Origin of the sequence: Parabacteroides timonensis, assembly GCF_900128505.1 — a bacterium.
Lineage (GTDB): Bacteria > Bacteroidota > Bacteroidia > Bacteroidales > Tannerellaceae > Parabacteroides > Parabacteroides timonensis.
In genome coordinates this window covers 1,117,237-1,135,954 of the sequence record NZ_LT669940.1, presented here as the reverse complement: position 1 = coordinate 1,135,954, position 18,718 = coordinate 1,117,237, and the positions used below count along the sequence as shown (strand labels likewise).

The following is an 18,718-nucleotide window of genomic DNA, read 5'->3' as shown; positions in this document are numbered from 1 at the left end:
ATTTCACATCTTATTCTGCAATTCATTTGCCAAACGTGCAATTTATTTAGTCTGATTTAACATACCAAATTTATTCCCGGCTTACTATTTGACTACATTTGTACTATTAATATTAAACTCTAAGGCCATGAAAAGATCGATATCCATACAGTGTTTACTTCTATCGCTCTTCTGTATTACTTTTTTCGGCGGATGTTCAAATGATGATGATGATGAGAATTTAAAAACAAAGCAATTGCCGATTGAAGCACAGAATTTCTTAACTTATCATCTTCCTGATCAATCACCTTCCAAAATAGAGAAAATAACTTCTACCGATCCGGAAAATGGGGATAACTACAAAGTCTATTTTCAGGACGATCTCAGTATTACGTTTAATCAAACCGGAGATTGGTTAAATATCACTTCTCCAAACAGCACATTTCCGGGATCATTAAATCTATTTTTTTCAGAAGAAGAGAGTGAATACATTCGGAAAAATTATCCCAATGATCCTATAATAGGAATCACCCCTACTTTTTTCGGTAATATATTTACATTACAAAGCAGCAAGGAACTTGCATTTCAGACATATCAATCTATATTTCTGGGAGAAACACTGGATATAAACAGCCTGGATGAACTACCTATATCAATAAAACAATTCATATCTCATCATTTTCCAGAAGCAAAGTATCAGACCGTAATAAAAAACACCTCCATCAATGAGGATGCTGATTATAATTACATAGTTTGGTTAAATGGAAACATTAAACTGGAATTTGATATTAATAATAACTGGAAAGAACTTAACGGTTACGGAAAGCTATTACCGACTTCCATTATAGAATCCTTACCTACAAAGGTAAAAGAGTATCTCACGAATCGTTATCCTGATGCTCAAATAACGTCTATCCTACTAACCCATTCTACGCGATACACTATCCGGGTTAATCAAACACTTCAAGTAGTAATTGATCCGGAGAGAGAAAATACAACTATTGAAATTGATAAGATAAATGAATTTGTAAATAAATATTTCACAGGTATCACATCTAAATCGATCAGTGTTCCTTTCGATTATATCACACTAATAATCAACGTTAACCTCTCTAATGGATTCGACATTACTATGAATAAATATTATCAATGGCTTACTATTAACGGAAACGGATATCCGTTTCCTGAAGCTCTTTTAAGTGTTTTGCCAGACGAAATAAATCAATACATAGCTATAAACGCAAAAGAAGAAATAACAAAAGTTGAAACTGTAGACTATGGCTACCGGATTGTGTTAACAAATGGAGAGGGAGTAAAATTTGACTTAAAAGGGAAATATCTAGGAAACGAAGATATTCCAATAACACCTTATGATAAAACATACAAATATATGCGTTACCATTTTCCTGAGAATCTTTATAGACCTGCTACTTTTATAGCAGGAAGTGGCTGGACATATACTTTATCTGATGGAACAAAAATAGCTTTTGATTTAGAGGGTAACTTAATCAACAACTAAGCAACATATTTGAAAAACACATAGGTGGCATCTGAAAAATTCTGATGTCACCTATGTACTTTATATATCCGATATTTCAGGATCACTTCACCTAATTTCCAGCTTTCCTGATTTGGATATGACAACAGTATCACCTGCAAAAGCATCCCCCTGATAAACATCATTCAGATATATTCGATTATCTCTTTCTTTGAAAGTATGAGGCCCCGATCGGAAAGTGTCTCCATTATCATCGGTAAACCCGCTGATAGATTGAGGGGTTACGAAAACAATATCTTTGTATATCAAAGACGCCTTCATTCTATATGGCTTAATAATAAGAGACTTTTTAGTAAACAAGTTTCCCTTTTTAAATATTATCGTATCGTTTTCCTGTACATGACCAACAAAAGCATTGTTCAGAAACAAAGATCCTTTATGCTCTTTGATCAAATCTTTCCCCGCCCTGATAAAAACGGTATCATTATTTATATAACTTCCATAACCGGGGAGTCCGCGGGGAAGCTGTACCTCAAATCCTCCGGTATTGTCTGTTACAAAATTCATTTTCATCATTTGCTGTGCGTTACATTTGGTACCGACTGTATACAAACTAAAACCGATAGCCAAACATACCGTTGTTAAAACTGATAATTTTGCCATTGTGTGTACTTTTAAGTTAAACAAATCTTTCAAAACAGATTTGAATGACAAATGAACCGGGAGTTCAGCTTTACCAATTTCCTGAACCTCCGGAACAGCTAACAAGTCACAATCCAGTGCAGTAGCAATTAGCCTCAATGTGTAACTTCTTGGTACTACTTTACCTGACTCGATACGTTGCAAAGTTCGGACACTAATATTACATTTACTTACCAGTTCCTCCTGAGTCAACCCTTTCGTTTCCCGAAGCCCTGCAATGTACTTACCTAATTCCGGCTGTTTCATCTTCATTCAAATTTTCGACAAGATTATGCATAACTCAAACATTCAACAAATATAACAACGAACTTTCACCCGACATTTACCCGACATTTGGCTATAACACGGTTTATTCATACAAAGTTAACAAAACATCAGCGGAAAGATTATTCTTTCTCCGACTACAACGACAAAAAAAACATAACCAGCTACTTTTCAGCACATTACACGCCTTTTACAATACCGATATTGTTGGTAAATTTTCATATTAGCGTTTTATTACGAAAAGGTCATGCTAACATGCTGACTTACTAATAATTAATATACGCTCATATTAGAGTTCGTTGATCGCTTTATTTTTCTCTTTTAATATAGAAAGAATATTCTTTATAAAGATATATAAGGCTATCGCCATTTTTCGGTTTTAAAAAGGATTCAAAGAACGCATTTCATTTTGTCTGGCAAATCGGGTAATCTTCCCTATCCCCGTATTCTTAAAAACTGCCTATCTTTTTTTCAGTGTTTACACAGACAATAGCTTTCAGTTACAAATACAATTATATTTGATTTGAAAAACAATTGCTTTTGAACACAAATACAATTGTTTTTATAGACGGAAATCAATTAAAAAAACTTCCGGAAAATCGATTATTATTCCTATTGGGTTCCATTCAGTCCATTCGCTCCATATCCTCCTCATATCTTTGCAAAGCATCCAAAGGGAAAATGCATTTACTCAAATTAATGAACAAGCTCTACAGCCTAACTGTTATAAATAAAAACATAAACTATAATTTGCAACCAACATAAATACAAACAATATGGAAACTTTCAAAGATATTATAAATGGAGAAAAGCCGGTTTTGATCGACTTTTATGCGACTTGGTGTGGTCCTTGCAAAGTAATGAGTCCAACAATAGAAGCACTCGGAAAAGAATTAATCGGACAGGCACGTGTTCTGAAAATCGATGTTGACAAAAATGAAGCCCTTGCCAACGAGTACCGTATTCAATCAGTACCCACATTAATCATCTTCAAGAAGGGAGAAGCCGTTTGGCGTGCTTCGGGTGTAATGGAAAAGGGGGCTCTTTTACAGCAAGTCAAAAAGTTTATCGATTGATTACCACATAAAAAAAGGAGCCCAAACAAGCTCCTTTTTTATAAATTATCAGTTCTTATTTATCCGTTTCTTTATTGATCATATATGAAAGAACTTTCGACTTAGCCCATGTAGCTTCTGTTGTGTCTTTATTAAATTCTTTGATATAGTTAATTCTAAAATTAAAAGTGTCACTTCCTTTTGATTTTTCCTTAGCTTCTAATGAAGAGATATAATTACCAGCACGAATTGCATAGTTAAATACAGAAGTCCCAATTGTATTTTTACCATCTGTCTTTTTAACTACACGCAAAAAGAAATCATAAACATTTTTACCGTCTACAACTTGTGGTTCCTGAGAAGGATCAATCTGCAGAAAATACTCGTTTGTCTGATCGTTAGCCGATTTCTCATGACTAGAACCCAGGAATAAATAATCTTTTATAGTAGCACTATATGCTCCCCCTGCAACGATCCCTGCATCAACAGTTGTTAACTCACCTTTTTTGATTGCTGTCGGGGATGTCTTGGCTGTATCAACAGGTTCTACCCTACCGTTATTATCCAACCTAGCATATTGAGGGACAGTAGCTGTTAAATACTTCTTTCCTGCATTATTAGCAGGATCATCGTAATTAATAGTATATGTAAAATAGACGCATTCATCAGTTGTTAAGTTACTAAACGTTGAAGCATACACCGGAACATTATCAGCTGTATAAGCAACATTTCCCATAGCATCCATAGAAAAATCTATTACACCATAAGTATAACCTGATTGTTCATTATTTCCTCCATCCAAGCAAGAGGTCAACAAAACCGTAGCCAAAGCTACTGCACTTAAAAACTTAAGTTTCTTCATTTTTCTGTTCTTTTTATTTTATGTTATTAGTATTTGTTCTATTTAGAAACCCAGACGGAATCCGGCCTGAAGACTTACATTAAATGGTTTTTCGGAACGTACGGTTTCGATTGTACTACCGTTATCGAAATAGTAGTCTACTCCTGCCTCAGCATAAAGGCTTACAAAACGAAGTAACGGGTAGCTCACACCTGCACGGGCATTGACAGACCATAACCATTCCTTCATACGAATATGCTCATTCTCTTTTTCGTATAACTCTTTACCTGAATATTTTTCCGTTATCAGCTTTCCTGATACATTGACTTCCGTCATAACACCTGCCGCTGCATATACCTGGAAACGGTTCCATTCTGCAATTTTATAGGACAGAGAAACCGGAATACCGATAAAATGGAGCTTTTGTGCTGTCTTATTATAATAGACCGGAGCATCCACATCCCAGGTAGAAGACAGAAACGTATAATTCAATCCCGTCGACAATGCAAACCGGTTATTCAAATAACGACTCACCGAAAAACCTACGGATACGGGAGTCTTATGATGTATGTTCGTCTTCGGATAAGTATTATTCTCGAAATTAGCAGAATTCAAAAATAATAGTTCCTGATCCGTCAACATTGTATTCTTCAAGGCATAGGTGTTCAACGAATTATTTGTTCCGGTTGTAACACTACCGCCTCCCATACCGAATCCCCACTTACGCGGAGCTGCCTCCTTTTCCACTTTTCCAACCGGAGCAGCATCAGCTATCAACGACCGGGTATCAATAGAACCCACTTCCGGATGATCCTGCACAACCTCTTCTCTATCAACTACAACAGAGTCTTCATCCGGATGAGTTATTACTTCTGCTTGCTCCTCCAAATCATCATCTGAAGAAATAACGGCAGGTTCAGTATCAGCAACCTTTACGGCTGCTTTGTATGTCGACCGTACCACAGCCGGCTGTTGCACTGCGGCCACAGAAGATACGGTTATCTTTTCTTCTATCGGAGTAACCGGAGCTTCGACTTCTTTAGCCAACTCTGTCTCCACCTTTTTTGTTTCCTTTTCGATCTTCTCTGCGATCGGAGCAACCTCTTTCTCCGACTTAAACATATAAACGCTTCCCGTTATCATCAGTAATGAAATGACCGCCGCAGCAGCCCAGTAACGTAGCGTTCGACGGAAAGGTACCGGTGCTTTTACCGGTAAACGATCGGCAATAGCCTCCCAGTCTCCCGGCATCGTATCCACTTCGAAATCCTGCAACTTCGAGCGGAACATATCATCAAATGTATCTCTTTCCTTTTTCATTCTTTCCTTTCAATACAAAGCGTTAATCCTCTTCTGTAACATCTGTTTGGCGCGAGTGAACTGTGAACGTGACGTACTTTCCGTAATATTCAACATCTCACTGATCTCTTTATGAGAATACCCTTCAATTGCGAACAGGTTGAATACCGTACGGAAACCGGTTGGCAACTCATGTACCAACGTCATCAGCTCCGCTGCCGACATACTCGATATAACCGAACTGTCCGGCTGGATCAATTCCGCCGTGTTATCCAGATCGGTCGACTCGCGCAATACATCTGACTTACGCAAATACTCCAATGCACAATTTACAAAGATCTTTCGCATCCATCCCTCGAATGAACCAGCTCCCGAATAAGAGTCCATACTGGTAAAAACTTTTACAAAACCATCCTGCAACAAATCGCGGGCAGTCTCCCTGTCGTTCACATAACGCAGACAAACTCCCATCATTTTGCGGGAATACGTTTCGTAAAGCTCTTTCTGAGCCAGCCTGTCCCCCTTCCTACAACCCCTTATCAGTTGTGACTCGTCCATTCAACTATAATGATGTTATTCTCGTACAAAACGCTGCATGTTTTATGAACTTTTTTTTCATAAAAGAGGCGGACACATAGATCCGCCCCATACAGGTATGCTTTTGCAAAGATAAGATGTTCTAACGAATTTCCATGTTAACGGAGATAGACTGCTTAATTTTTTTTCGCAGGGTTAACCGGACAGCCGGCACCGTCATCGACAGGCACAGCTTCCATTCCAATCTTTTTAAAGGCTGAAGCCAATTTTGTCTTGGAAGTCTTATCTGTCTTATAGGTAACGTTCACCGTGCGGGTTTTCAAATCGCACTTCAAATCTGTCACTCCTTTCTCGAAAGCTATATTCTTTTCTACCTTCTTCTGGCAATTGGCACACTCCATCTCTTCAACAAAGAAAGTCACTGTGTCTTTTTTCTTTTTTGCATCCTGTGCATAAGCCGTAGAAAAAGTAAATACGGCACAAATCAATGCTACTACTAACTGTTTCATAATGTATTTGTATTAATGGGTAAGTAATTTATCTTGTTATTTAATCGCGGCTGATGTTGAAACGTAAGCCGGCATATATCTTTCGCCCGTGAACGGGGCCCCACACCATCGAACCGTCGAAATTATCTCCGCGCGGGTTCTCCGCATCGATGATCGGATGAGATTGCTTGTAGTCAAACAGGTTTTCCGCCCCGATATAGACAGACCAACGACGGAAATACCGGGTGATCTGTGCATTGACAACGGTATATGCATTAAAGTTCGGTTCCCACAACGGATTGGCTGCATCCGGAGTCGGCATACGTCCTCCCCCGTTAAACTGTCCGGTCAGGTCAAACTGCCATTTCTTCAACGGGGTCTGATAAGAAGCCGTCACCAGTCCTTTATAATCGCTGACCAGTGGTTTCTTGAGCCGTTGCGTCAGCCCTTCTGCGTTCCGGTAATCCGTCTTGGCATCCGTGTAACGATAAGCCGCAGTCAAGGTAAATCCCCGGAAGAAAGGATAAGTCGCTTCCACCTGGAAACTGTTGGAATAGGATTTTCCGTCGAGGTTATAAAAGCTGACGGCGTGCGGATCGCTATCCATATCGACTACCACCTGTTTCCGGAAATCGGTATAATACCATTCCCCGTTCAAAGATAATTCTTTTCCGAACAAGGGGATATAAAAAGACAGGTTCAAGCCGGTATTCCAGGCCTCTTCCTGATCCAGGTTGTCGGCAATATTCATCTTACGGCTACTCGACAAGAGGAAATTATTCTCTGCCAGAATATTGGCCGTACGAAACCCTTTACCGGCCGAGGCACGGATATGGAACCAGTCGAACGGATTATATTTAATATGTACGCGGGGCGTGACAAAGAAATCATACAAAGAACTGTAATCGGCACGGATACCTCCCAGAAGGATCAGTTTATCGTTCAGATTGTAAGTGTACTGTGCATAAGCTCCGGTGACAACTTCCGTACGGTCGAAGACCTTGCGCGTACCATCTTGCAACAGATTTTCATCGAAACCGTCGTAATTCATGCTCAGGCCGGTGCTCAGGCTATGTGCCGGAGAAAACTCTTTCTCATACAACAAACTGGCATACACATTATTCTGATAGACATTATAAGGCGTACGGTCGTACATGGATTTCTGTTCATGATAAGAGCCGGAAAGGATCATGGCTACACTCTCCACCTTTTCCTTATCGATGATATAGGCCTGCTTGGTGAAGAGTTCTGCCCGGTTCGTCTCCAGATGAACCTGATACGGATCGACAAAATCATGATGCTTGGTTGCCTGTCCGCCGGTGCGGTTTTCGTGCAGGTAGCGAGCTCCGTACTGGGCCACATAGTTATCCAGTTTATGATACCAGCGGTTCATCAGGTTGACCTGCTCTTTCAACGGAGTATCCAGGAAACCGTCGTCGTTGCCGTCATGTTGCTTTTTGTCATTGGAATAATGAACCAGCAAACCGGTCGATACTTTATCGTTAATATGCCAGGAGGCGTCTGCATTTCCTTCATAACGTCCGGCATCGCTTCCGAATAAATTCACTGAAAAGATATCCGCCGTAGGAGGCTTTTTAAATTCCACATTGATCTGTCCGGCAAGGGCTTCGTAGCCGTTCTTTACCGATGAAGTACCTTTGGAAACCTGTATGCTTTCCATCCAGGCGCCCGGCACATAATCCAACCCGTACAGGGAGGCGGCTCCACGGAAGTTCGGATAATTCTCCGTCAACATCTGCACATACGTTCCGGCCAGTCCCAACAATTTGATCTGCCGGGCGCCGGTCGCAGCATCGGCATACGATACATCGACAGACGGGTTGGTCTCGAAACTTTCCGCCAGGTTACAACAGGCGGCACGGCATATTTCATCATAGGTGATTTTCTGCGTCTGCAACACACTGGTACGGGAAGCGATCGTTCCCATTTTACGTTCGCTGATCACGACCTCTTCCAAGGCTACTTCCCCCTTCAAGGTTATCCGTAACGGTTCCTTCGGATCTGTTACCTGCATCGTGAAAGTTGTATAGCCGATATAACTAACGACCAGTTTATTGGTACTTTTTCTTGTTGCCAATTCAAACGCACCGTCTACATCAGTGGTGGTTCCCTGTTGGGTTCCTTCCCAATAAACGTTGGCACCGATTATCGGCTGGTTATTATCATCAAACACATGCCCTTTCACTTCTTCCGCCCGGGCAGCGATGGCAGAGAATAGTATAAATAGAGTAATATAGAATTGTTTCAACATTGCTTTACGTTTTGATTCGGTAAGTATTCCGGTGTAAGGGAATAGATATTTTTATTATTGTCAAATTTGAGCCTATTCGTGTCGTTGTCTTCAACAAGGCTTTGCCTTGTGCCGCAGGCTCATAAAAAAGACTCACCTTTTTCTATCGCCGAGCGCGAAGCCCAATTGACAATTGAAAAATGTTTCACATTTTCCTAATAACGATCTAAATCAAAAGCGTAGTAAGTAAATTCAGGTAAATACGCGGGCAGACCACAGGCGGTCCATCCTGACCCTGTGCAATATATTCTTTTATGGAAGGAGTCGGAACGAGTGAAGCTATTGGAGAAGCAAACGACAAAAGGTCGATCACTGCCGGTTGTAATTCTACTATCGGATTATTGGAACTGCTCCAGTCGAAACTGATCCGTTCCAGGTCACAGCATTCATCTTCGCAGCAGCCGGAGTGGCAAACCGAAGATTCATCGGTGGTACTGCAACAGCTATGCTCGTGCACTTCGCAACAATTATCTTTCAACAATACTGCAACCCCTTCCGTGCGGCAATCACCGCAGCAATAGGTAATAAGATTTACCCCGGCACCTCCGTAAAAAATAAGAGTCGCCAAGAAAACAATAAACAGATATGTTACAGCATTTTTCATCCGACACAAAGATAATGCTTTCGTCTATCCGCTCCTAACCGTTAATATTATTTAGGAAATTCGGAAAGATAATAATAAGTATCAGGAGACACAGCACTCTCGATATGGTAACGGGTAGAAGCCGAAACGCTGAAGCTATATCCTCTCTCCGCATTCGGGGCAACCGGAAGATAAAGTACCGTATCCCGCACTCCGGTAGCCAGAATAGATTTAGCCGATGCCGTATCGATAGAGTCCGTCAATGAATAATAAACCGTATAAGTTAGATCTTCCTTCTCCACCGGCGGTTTCTGCCAGGACAGTTTCAGGTCGCTCCCCTCCTTCTCCACATGAATCTCTGCCGGAGCAGCGGGCACCCTATCGCTCAACCAGGTGAGAGGCAATAACTGGGCCGGGTATTTATAATAATTATCTTTCAACTCATTATAAAGTCCTTTCGAATTATCCAACACATTCTCGCAACGGAAAAAGGTACAGCCTGCACCTCCATAATAACGGCTGTAATCAATCTGGTCGGTAATATCGTTTACTGTCCAGTCCGCTTCATTCTTCTCCATGCGGTAAGCTCCCAATCCTGGCACGACCAAACGTCCGTTACAATTCTCCACCCAGTTGTCTACAAACGGGAAGAAGTTTTCATGCAGATAATACATCATCGGAACGATCATATCCTGCTTTCCTTTCTGCATCCACATCTTTGGGTCCTGAAAGACACTTTCATAAGCTGTCCAACCGGCATTGGGAACACGTTCGATCCGGTTATACTTACCCAACGGCGAACTGCTGACCTGCACCCAGGGTTTAACCTGTTTTACCCAGTCATAAATCCGGTAGACCATCTTGTTGATATTCTCGCGCCGCCAGTCAGACAGTTTCTGCGATTTACCGTATTTATTATGAACGGCTTTATCCGGAAAACTCTTGGCCTGCTCCGGATAACGGATATAGTCAAACTGAATCCCGTCGATATCATATCCGTTCACCACTTCCTTTACCAGGGATAAAATATAATCGGCTGTTTCCGGCACCCCCGGATCCAGATACCATTCCCCGTTATGGCGTTTACATAGTTTCGGATGGCGTTTTACAACAGATAATTTACCTTGTTCTTTTACTGCCTTCTCCGTACCAACAGGAAATGTCACAAACCAGGCATGGCATTCCATTCCCCGTTTGTGACATTCTTCTATCGCAAAAGCCAACGGATCATATCCGGGCATTGTTCCATATTTACCTGAGAAAGTTTTGGATGCCGGTTCTATTGCCGAACGATAAATAACATCCCCCCGCAAACGAACTTGCAGAAATACGGTGTTGAAATTCGCATCAGCCAACCGGTCGAGTATATTGCATAAATCCTGTTGCTGAGCCTTTCTTCCCGCTTCCGTTGTAGCCGGCTTTTTAGGCCAGTCCAGTCCATAGACGGTGGTTAGCCAGACAGCACGTATCTCGTGCTTCGGAGATTCAACTGCTCCAACCGGATGAAGCAATAAAAGGACCAGGAATAACAGGCAATACTTTCTCATTTCCACTTATTTATTCAGCGGGGCAAAGGTAGTACTTTTTCGTTATTTTCCAATTTCCGACAAATACCGCTCAGCCTCGATAGCTGCCTGACAACCTGTTCCGGCAGCTGTAATAGCCTGGCGGTAATGAGGATCGGCCACATCGCCGGCAGCGAAGACACCTGCCACTTTGGTACGCGGCGTTCCGGGGATTGTCTTGATATATCCTACCTCATCGGTTTCGATCCACGGTTTGAATATATCCGAGTTCGGTTTATGACCGATAGCTAGGAAGAAACCATCGATGGCAATATCGACTTTTTCTTCATCCGATTCACCCATCCGTTTTACCAGGTGAGCACCTTCCACACCATTTTCGCCAAACAGGCCGATCGTGTTGTGTTCGAACAATACCATAATGTTCGGCGTATTGAATACACGCTCCTGCATCACTTTGGAGGCACGCAGATAAGACTTACGAACGATCAGGTACACCTGCTTTGCCAATCCGGCCAGGTAAACAGCTTCCTCACAAGCTGTATCTCCACCTCCTACAACAGCAACGACTTTCTTACGATAGAAGAAACCGTCACAGGTAGCACAGGCAGAAACGCCCATTCCGGCATATTTTTGTTCGTCGGGAATACCCAAATACTTGGCAGTCGCACCGGTTGCAATGATCAGGGCTTCCGTTTCAATTACTTTTTCACCGTCGATCGTCACCTTGTAAGGAGCTGCGGAAAGATCGGTTTCCGTAGCAATTCCAAAACGGATATCCGCACCAAAACGCAATGCCTGCTGCTTCAGGTCTTCCATCAGTTCCGGACCGGTGATGCCTTCCGGATAACCGGGAAAATTCTCTACTTCCGTTGTTGTCGTAAGCTGTCCGCCCGGTTGAATTCCTTCATACAATACGGGTGATAAATTTGCACGTGAAGCATAAATTGCTGCTGTATATCCTGCAGGGCCGGAACCTATAATCAGGCAACGGACCTTTTCATTTGTTGAATTGCTCATAGCGTTTATTTATTGATAATTGATAATTAATTTAAGGAATCACTCTACTGTCTTTTAACGGAGATCGATCACCTCTGCATCCGGATAGTCACCTTCCTTAAAAACAAAAAAGTCGTCCGGTTGGTTTACACCCGTTTTCAGTTTACTAATATGGATCGTATTGGTAATGCCGTTTTTTGCTTCGACTTTGATTGCAGCCGGGAAGTTCGAGAACTTTTCGATCTGTAATTCCACCCGGATGATATCTCCTTTCTTCTTTGGCGTCAATTCTATATCGTAAGCCGCTTTTCCGTTCGCAGCCGTACTTTCCCCGATATATTTAGGAGTAAAACCCTTCTTATATACACGTAATAAAATGGCGGGATTGGTAAACTGTAATTCTTCTCCGGAAGGGGTACTGACATTCACTTCGTCGTTACGTTCCACGTAGCTCCATTGCGTCTTTCCATCAAACCAGGTAATCATATCCGGAGTGACCAAGGTAAACTTATCCCCTCTCATATTGATCGTCCCTTCGAAACTTTCCGACATTTTCTGCATATCGGAACGGGTATTCAAAGCAAAGGAAGCAGAGATACCATTGGAATTTTCGTAGGCAGAAGCTGCCTTATCGAGAATCGACACCGGATTTTGTGCCCTGCTTATCACTCTGACACCGAAAAGGAGACATAATAACAACCCCCAAATAGCGATAATACGCCATATCTTTATCTTTCTTTCTCTTTCCATAAATAACGATTATTTCAAAGAGTTCAGTAACTGTTCCAGATTATACTCGTCCTGGATCAACACCTGACGAGCTTTGCTTCCTTCAAACGGCCCTACGATTCCTGCCGCTTCCAACTGGTCCATCAGGCGTCCGGCACGGTTGTAACCGATCGCAAACTTACGCTGGATAAGAGAAGTGGAACCCTGTTGCTGGATAACGATCAGGCGGGCAGCTTCATCAAACAAAGGATCGCGATCCGACAGGTCGACAGAGCCCGGCGCTTTATCTTCGCCACCTTCTCCCACATATTCAGGCAACAGGAAGGCGGTTGCATAACCAACCTGGCCGGAGATATAGTTTACGATCTGTTCTACTTCAGGCGTATCCACAAAAGCACATTGAACACGGTTCGTTTCCCCACCCTGCGAGAACAGCAAGTCGCCACGACCGATCAACTGGTTGGCACCGGGTGCATCCAGGATTGTACGCGAGTCGACCATCTGCATCACACGGAACGCCATACGGGCCGGGAAGTTCGCCTTGATGATACCGGTAATGATATTGGTAGACGGACGCTGTGTGGCAATGATCATATGGATACCGACGGCACGTGCTTTCTGTGCGATACGGGCAATCGGTGTTTCGATCTCTTTACCAGCCTGCATAATCAGGTCGCCGAACTCGTCGATAATCACTACGATAAACGGCATGAACTTATGTCCTTTCTCCGGATTCAGGTGACGGGAGGTAAATTTAGCATTATATTCCTTTATATTACGCACATGAGCTTTCATCAGTAATTCATAACGGTCGTCCATTTCTTTACATACGGAATTCAACGTCATAATAACCTTCGTACAGTCAGTGATCACAGCTTTGTCTGCGTCCGGCAATTTTGCTAGATAATGACGTTCCAGGTCTGAATAGATACCGAACTCAACCATCTTAGGGTCGACCAATACAAACTTCAGTTCAGATGGATGCTTTCTATATAATAAAGAGGTTATCACCGCATTCAGACCGACCGACTTACCTTGTCCGGTAGCACCAGCCACCAATAAGTGAGGCATCTTACACAGGTCGAACATAAATATCTCATTGGTAATTGTCTTACCCAATACTACCGGCAGGTCATATTTGGACTCCTGGAATTTACGAGAAGCCACCACCGACTGCATGGATACGATCTGCGGGTCTTTGTTCGGCACCTCGATACCGATCGTTCCTTTACCCGGCATCGGGGCAATGATACGGATACCCAAAGCCGACAGGTTCAGGGCAATATCATCTTCCAGGTTCTTGATCTTCGAAATACGGACACCGGTATCCGGGATTACTTCGTATAAGGTGATGGTCGGACCCACTGTCGCCTTGATGGAGGAGATACTGATACCAAAGCTTTCCAATGTCTGCTTGATACGTTTCTGGTTAGCCATCTGTTCCTCCATGTCCACCTGATGGTCGCTTACATCATATTTTTTCAGTAACTCGATCGGAGGATTGCGGAAACCGGACAGATCCAGTTTCGGGTCATATTCACCCAATGAAGAAGCATCGTATACTTCATCGTCGCCGGCGGGAACTTCCACTGTAAAACGAGGATCTCCCGGAAGGTCTTCCGGATCATCGGGTTGATTTCCTGCATCCGGAATATCATACGCTTCTTCCTCCTGGGGGACTGTTACTTCAAATGTATCATCATTGGAGATATTCGAATAAGTTTCAGTACGCGGTTCAGGCTTACGATAGCTTTCCACCTCATCGGCAGACTCCATTTCTTTTGCCGTATCAAAAACAAAATCATCCGTTTCCGGTCGTTCGTCCGGCTGGTCGGCAATAAGATGTTCGGATGCGGTATCATCTTCCGAAGTCGTATCGTCTTCTGTATCTTCTTTCTTCTCTCTTTTCAGGCGGTTCTTCAACCAACCGAAAGAAAGCAGGCTTTGCAGGAACGGTATCGTTTTCTTACTGCTGAATATGGCAATGATCAGAAAAATACCGGCCAATAACAGAATGGTTCCGGGGATACCGATATTGGTGATCATCATTTCAGACAGGTAATATCCGTGTTGTCCTCCCAGATAAATAAAAGTATCTTCATATCCGCTGATAAAAACGAAAGCAAAGAACAGCGATCCCCAAACTAGCATAGCCGCACAGAATAGGAAACGTTTCAACAACGACACCCTACGCAGATTCATCAGCTTCGCCCCGACCGAACCGAGGAAAAACAGGATCATAAACGAAGAGATACCAAACCAGCGGTTCATCAACAGGTCTGCCAGGACAGCTCCGCGCACACCCGTCCAGTTCTCAACCGAACCTCTGTTCGTCAGCAGATCCGATAACGGGACATTCTCGATCTTACTTTGATCGGCTCCTCCCGTAAAGAAGAAAGAGATCAAGGATAATCCGATATAAATGGTAATAATTGCTATTACCAGCCCGGTAATAAAACGGGTACGTTCGTTGGTGAAGAACATCTTCATCAGGGCAAACTTACCAGGTTCGTTGTTACTATTTTGTTTTGTTGTAGTTGCTTTCTTTGCCATATAAATCCTCGTTAAATGATATCCGAAATATGTCCGAGATATCTTTTATAACTTGCAAATATACATGATTATCTCCATAAAGCCGCATAGGTATGCGGAAAAACCGTACGCTTTCTTTTTCGACAATATAAAATTGCGCTAAAGAAAACATACGGTTCTCCAAATATGAAATTGATGTCAGATCAGATCAATAAACATACAATTTAGAAGCTTCATCCCAGGACATCTTTCCCGGTCTTCCCATCCAGTAATGTAAATCCAAATTACAGAAATCATTGTTCTTTTTCATCTCTTCTTTCAAAATACGCTTATAAGCTTGTTTTTTGAAATCGTATTTTGCATCAGAAGCCAGATTCACCATTTCATCTGGGTCTGTCTGCAGATTGAACAACTGTTCCGTAATGGCACCATCCACATTATAAATAATGTATTTCCAACCATCTTTCACCAAAGCTCTCTGGAAGCTGTTGTAAGCCAGGAATAATTGATCCCTGTGCTTTTCCGCCCCTTTCAATACCGGAGCCAACGATTTCCCTGTAACAGATTCTGCCGGCTTAATATTCAGAAGATCACAAAGGGTCGGATAGATATCATACAGGTAACAATCCACATCTTTCCGGGTACCTTGTTCCATGCCGGGAATAACCATAGCCATCGGTACACAGACACTGTGTTCATACAAATTCTGCTTGCCAAGAAGTCCGTGACGTCCTACTGCTAAACCGTTATCTGAAGCAAAAACAATGATGGTATTATCCAACTCCCCTTTCTCCTTCAAGGTTTTCATAATACGTCCGATCTGCGTATCGACTTCACTGATCATTCCATAATAATCAGCCAAATCTTTTTTCATCATAGCCTCTGTTCTCGGGAAGGGTAACAATACCTCATCACGGATCTTCAACTCTCCGTTGTCAAACGGATGCTGCGGCAGGAAATTAACAGGCAGTTCCATCTCTTCCGGATTATAGTGATGTCCGTATTCTGGATGCTTCATACGTGGATCGTGCGGAGAAGTAAAAGCAACAAAGGCAAAGAACGGTTTATCATTCTTACTTCTTTTATTCAGATAATCGACGGCCGCATCGGCAAACATCTCTGATGAGAACTTATCCCCGATAAAAGTCTTTTCATATTTGCCCTCCGGATCATAATGGTTCAGACGGGGAGATACATGTCCGTCTGTTGCATACGAATGCATTCCTCCGAAGAAAATATTTTCCGCCTTGGCAAATGAGCGGTTAAACGACAAGGGATCTGCATGCCATTTCCCTGTGGCAAACGTTTCATAACCGTTAGACCGCAACAATTCCGGCAAGGTAACTTGTTGTTCCGGAATCACCGCGCCGTCTCCACTTACCTCATAGACACCTCTCCCCGTCATGATCATGGCACGGCTCGGCATCGACAAAGCACCTCCCAAAGAACCATTCGTGTAGGTATGCATAAAAGAAATACCCTGATCGACGATCCTGTCAATATTAGGGGATACGACCTGGTTATTACCATAGGCATGAATGCAGGTTTTCTGCATATCGTCAACCAAAATAAACAATACATTCTTAGCCTCTTTCTCCTTTGCTCCTACCGAACAACTCAATGTAGCCAAGGCCGCTACAGAATAAAAAATCTTTCTCATAATCGATTACCAACCTGGATTTTGTTTTAAGTTTTTATTAATAACCAGCTCTTCTGTCGGAAGCGGGAAATAATAATGTTTCGATTCATCGAACTTACGTCCGTTCGGTAAAATATTCCAATACGGCAGAATAAAACCTTCTTTATCCACATCGATATGTTTACCGATAACGACTGTCGGATACTGAGACTGAACAAACTTCATTCCCCGAACCGTTTTTTCCATCAGCTTACCCGCTTTCCATCTCATCAAATCATCATACCGCATATTCTCCAGAGCAAACTCCACACGTCTTTCCCTTCTGATCTCGTCTATCAATACCGGTAAAGACGGGAAATCAGACATCGGGTCTTTCACCAGCTGATCGATTTTCATATCCGGCATACCGGCACGTTTACGCAACAAATTAACAGACAAGTCCAAATCAGACTGTGTACACTCACCCAATTCCGCCTTCGCTTCCGCATAAACCAATAAGGCTTCCGCATAACGGAATACAGGAGCATCCAGAATACCGTTCTGATAACGTAAATATTCTGCCGGATCATCTACCCAATATTTGATAATCTGGTAACCGGTCGGAATATTTGCTGTAGAAATATTTGATCCCGGAATAGCCGGTTTCTTCGTATCCCGTTGCAAATCTTTTCCCGGATAACAGATCGTCTGACACAAACGCGGGTCACGATGTAACATTTCAGCCTGAATACTATCATGCCCCAGGAAATGTTCTTTACAAAGAGATATCGGTTTTCCACATTCACAAAGATAAGCATCAATTAAAGATTTTGTCACACTAAATCCTAAAGTTGATTCTCCACCTTCCAAAAGATTACTTGTCCTGTTACCTAACAATCCTTCTTCATAGACTTTATAATAAATCATTTCCTGATTATCCTTCAAATCCAGAGAACAGAAAAGCGTACGGTAATCAGACTCCGGATTATTTGTGTTATAAATCTGGTAATGACCTTCTTTCATTAAAGTCTGACTTGTGTTTACAGCCTCTTTCAAGAACTTTTCCGAATTATCAATCTGATGATATTTACGGAACGTTCCTTCATGCAGACAGATTCTCGCCTTTAATATCAGTGCTACATCCCTGTTGATACGGCCGGAAACAGCACTCTTTTTAGCCGGCAGCTTTTCAATAGCCCAATCGATGCAAGCTAACACAGAATCCATCACTTCAACACGTGAATCCCTTGACCCAAAAAGTTCCTCCGATTCTGTTGTAAGGTCTTTCGTCAACCAGGGTACATCTCCATATCGTTTCACCTTCTCAAAATAATCCCAGGCTTTAAAGAAATATACTTCAGCAGCATACGCATCTTTTTCCTCCTGACTGATCTCCGCCTGCTGATAACGGGCCAGGAAATAATTACACTTCCGGATAAAAGTCCAATTCCATTCGTCGGTATTAGAACTTTCCGGTATTATATGTTCGCCGGCAGCCACCTTGTTATAATCCTGAGGGGCCATATTATCGCTCTGGTTATCACCGGATAACATCGGGCTTCTATCGTGACCGGTTCCGTGTCCTTTAATGAAAGTATATAAACCATTACAATATAACTCCATATCTCTGGTCGAATGCCAGAAATTCTGATCACTGATATCTGTTGTCGGAAAACGATCCATAAAATCATCATTACAGGCAACCAACGTTGCCAACATGATGCTACCTGTAAGTAATATTTTAATTGATTTCATATTGC

General features: G+C 42.3%; 15 protein-coding genes. 2 read left to right on the top strand and 13 right to left on the bottom strand.

Translation table 11 applies throughout. The features are described from left to right. The first annotated feature begins 127 nt into the window (after positions 1 to 127). Entirely contained in the window at positions 128 to 1,498 is a 1,371-nt protein-coding gene (locus BQ7394_RS05055) for a PepSY-like domain-containing protein (RefSeq protein ID WP_082211662.1), read from the top strand. 87 nt (positions 1,499 to 1,585) lie between these two features. On the opposite strand, the gene BQ7394_RS05050 is transcribed toward BQ7394_RS05055, so the two are convergent. Further along, positions 1,586 to 2,425, bottom strand: coding sequence for a helix-turn-helix domain-containing protein (locus tag BQ7394_RS05050; RefSeq protein WP_075556372.1), 840 nt, complete (start codon positions 2,423 to 2,425; stop codon positions 1,586 to 1,588). 794 nt (positions 2,426 to 3,219) lie between these two features. Here BQ7394_RS05050 and trxA point away from each other — a divergent pair. Next, positions 3,220 to 3,519, top strand: coding sequence for a thioredoxin (gene trxA / locus BQ7394_RS05045; RefSeq protein WP_075556371.1), 300 nt, complete (start codon positions 3,220 to 3,222; stop codon positions 3,517 to 3,519). A 55-nt stretch (positions 3,520 to 3,574) separates the two neighbouring features. On the opposite strand, the gene BQ7394_RS05040 is transcribed toward trxA, so the two are convergent. The 12 genes from BQ7394_RS05040 to BQ7394_RS04985 form a co-directional block, all read right to left on the bottom strand. Further along, positions 3,575 to 4,360, bottom strand: a complete 786-nt coding sequence (locus BQ7394_RS05040; RefSeq protein ID WP_075556370.1) for a BFO_2992 family lipoprotein — start codon at positions 4,358 to 4,360, stop codon at positions 3,575 to 3,577. 42 nt (positions 4,361 to 4,402) lie between these two features. Next, positions 4,403 to 5,659, bottom strand: coding sequence for a porin family protein (locus tag BQ7394_RS05035; protein WP_075556369.1), 1,257 nt, complete (start codon positions 5,657 to 5,659; stop codon positions 4,403 to 4,405). A gap of 9 nt (positions 5,660 to 5,668) precedes the next feature. Beyond that, positions 5,669 to 6,196, bottom strand: a complete 528-nt coding sequence (locus BQ7394_RS05030; protein WP_075556368.1) for an RNA polymerase sigma factor — start codon at positions 6,194 to 6,196, stop codon at positions 5,669 to 5,671. Positions 6,197 to 6,351: 155 nt separating this feature from the next. Further along, positions 6,352 to 6,684 carry a cation transporter gene (locus BQ7394_RS05025; RefSeq protein WP_075556367.1) on the bottom strand — a complete coding sequence of 111 codons (333 nt, stop codon included), beginning with the start codon at positions 6,682 to 6,684 and terminating at the stop codon, positions 6,352 to 6,354. A 40-nt stretch (positions 6,685 to 6,724) separates the two neighbouring features. Then, positions 6,725 to 8,935 carry a TonB-dependent receptor gene (locus BQ7394_RS05020; protein ID WP_075556366.1) on the bottom strand — a complete coding sequence of 737 codons (2,211 nt, stop codon included), beginning with the start codon at positions 8,933 to 8,935 and terminating at the stop codon, positions 6,725 to 6,727. Positions 8,936 to 9,140: 205 nt separating this feature from the next. Next, positions 9,141 to 9,578 carry a hypothetical protein gene (locus BQ7394_RS05015; RefSeq protein ID WP_075556365.1) on the bottom strand — a complete coding sequence of 146 codons (438 nt, stop codon included), beginning with the start codon at positions 9,576 to 9,578 and terminating at the stop codon, positions 9,141 to 9,143. A gap of 47 nt (positions 9,579 to 9,625) precedes the next feature. Continuing rightward, a complete protein-coding gene (locus BQ7394_RS05010) occupies positions 9,626 to 11,104 on the bottom strand; it encodes a glycoside hydrolase family 10-like protein (RefSeq protein ID WP_075556364.1) in 1,479 nt (492 codons plus the stop codon). 42 nt (positions 11,105 to 11,146) lie between these two features. After that, on the bottom strand, positions 11,147 to 12,100 hold the full coding sequence (gene trxB, locus BQ7394_RS05005) for a thioredoxin-disulfide reductase (protein WP_075556363.1): 954 nt from the start codon (positions 12,098 to 12,100) through the stop codon (positions 11,147 to 11,149). A 54-nt stretch (positions 12,101 to 12,154) separates the two neighbouring features. After that, the gene (locus BQ7394_RS05000) at positions 12,155 to 12,829 is read right to left on the bottom strand and encodes an outer membrane lipoprotein periplasmic chaperone LolA1 (RefSeq protein WP_075556362.1); all 675 of its coding nucleotides are present in this window, start codon (positions 12,827 to 12,829) and stop codon (positions 12,155 to 12,157) included. A 9-nt stretch (positions 12,830 to 12,838) separates the two neighbouring features. Beyond that, on the bottom strand, positions 12,839 to 15,361 hold the full coding sequence (locus tag BQ7394_RS04995) for an FtsK/SpoIIIE family DNA translocase (protein ID WP_075556361.1): 2,523 nt from the start codon (positions 15,359 to 15,361) through the stop codon (positions 12,839 to 12,841). 187 nt (positions 15,362 to 15,548) lie between these two features. Continuing rightward, the gene (locus BQ7394_RS04990) at positions 15,549 to 17,000 is read right to left on the bottom strand and encodes a sulfatase family protein (RefSeq protein ID WP_075556360.1); all 1,452 of its coding nucleotides are present in this window, start codon (positions 16,998 to 17,000) and stop codon (positions 15,549 to 15,551) included. Positions 17,001 to 17,006: 6 nt separating this feature from the next. Then, the gene (locus tag BQ7394_RS04985; RefSeq protein ID WP_075556359.1) at positions 17,007 to 18,713 is read right to left on the bottom strand and encodes a RagB/SusD family nutrient uptake outer membrane protein; all 1,707 of its coding nucleotides are present in this window, start codon (positions 18,711 to 18,713) and stop codon (positions 17,007 to 17,009) included. Positions 18,714 to 18,718: the final 5 nt, after the last annotated feature.

Coding starts and splice junctions, on each gene's coding strand:
- BQ7394_RS05055 (WP_082211662.1), top strand. CDS start 128: ATGAAAAGATCGATATCCATACAGTGTTTACTTCTATCGCTCTTCTGT.
- BQ7394_RS05050 (WP_075556372.1), bottom strand. CDS start 2,425: ATGAAACAGCCGGAATTAGGTAAGTACATTGCAGGGCTTCGGGAAACG.
- trxA (WP_075556371.1), top strand. CDS start 3,220: ATGGAAACTTTCAAAGATATTATAAATGGAGAAAAGCCGGTTTTGATC.
- BQ7394_RS05040 (WP_075556370.1), bottom strand. CDS start 4,360: ATGAAGAAACTTAAGTTTTTAAGTGCAGTAGCTTTGGCTACGGTTTTG.
- BQ7394_RS05035 (WP_075556369.1), bottom strand. CDS start 5,659: ATGAAAAAGGAAAGAGATACATTTGATGATATGTTCCGCTCGAAGTTG.
- BQ7394_RS05030 (WP_075556368.1), bottom strand. CDS start 6,196: ATGGACGAGTCACAACTGATAAGGGGTTGTAGGAAGGGGGACAGGCTG.
- BQ7394_RS05025 (WP_075556367.1), bottom strand. CDS start 6,684: ATGAAACAGTTAGTAGTAGCATTGATTTGTGCCGTATTTACTTTTTCT.
- BQ7394_RS05020 (WP_075556366.1), bottom strand. CDS start 8,935: ATGTTGAAACAATTCTATATTACTCTATTTATACTATTCTCTGCCATC.
- BQ7394_RS05015 (WP_075556365.1), bottom strand. CDS start 9,578: ATGAAAAATGCTGTAACATATCTGTTTATTGTTTTCTTGGCGACTCTT.
- BQ7394_RS05010 (WP_075556364.1), bottom strand. CDS start 11,104: ATGAGAAAGTATTGCCTGTTATTCCTGGTCCTTTTATTGCTTCATCCG.
- trxB (WP_075556363.1), bottom strand. CDS start 12,100: ATGAGCAATTCAACAAATGAAAAGGTCCGTTGCCTGATTATAGGTTCC.
- BQ7394_RS05000 (WP_075556362.1), bottom strand. CDS start 12,829: ATGGAAAGAGAAAGAAAGATAAAGATATGGCGTATTATCGCTATTTGG.
- BQ7394_RS04995 (WP_075556361.1), bottom strand. CDS start 15,361: ATGGCAAAGAAAGCAACTACAACAAAACAAAATAGTAACAACGAACCT.
- BQ7394_RS04990 (WP_075556360.1), bottom strand. CDS start 17,000: ATGAGAAAGATTTTTTATTCTGTAGCGGCCTTGGCTACATTGAGTTGT.
- BQ7394_RS04985 (WP_075556359.1), bottom strand. CDS start 18,713: ATGAAATCAATTAAAATATTACTTACAGGTAGCATCATGTTGGCAACG.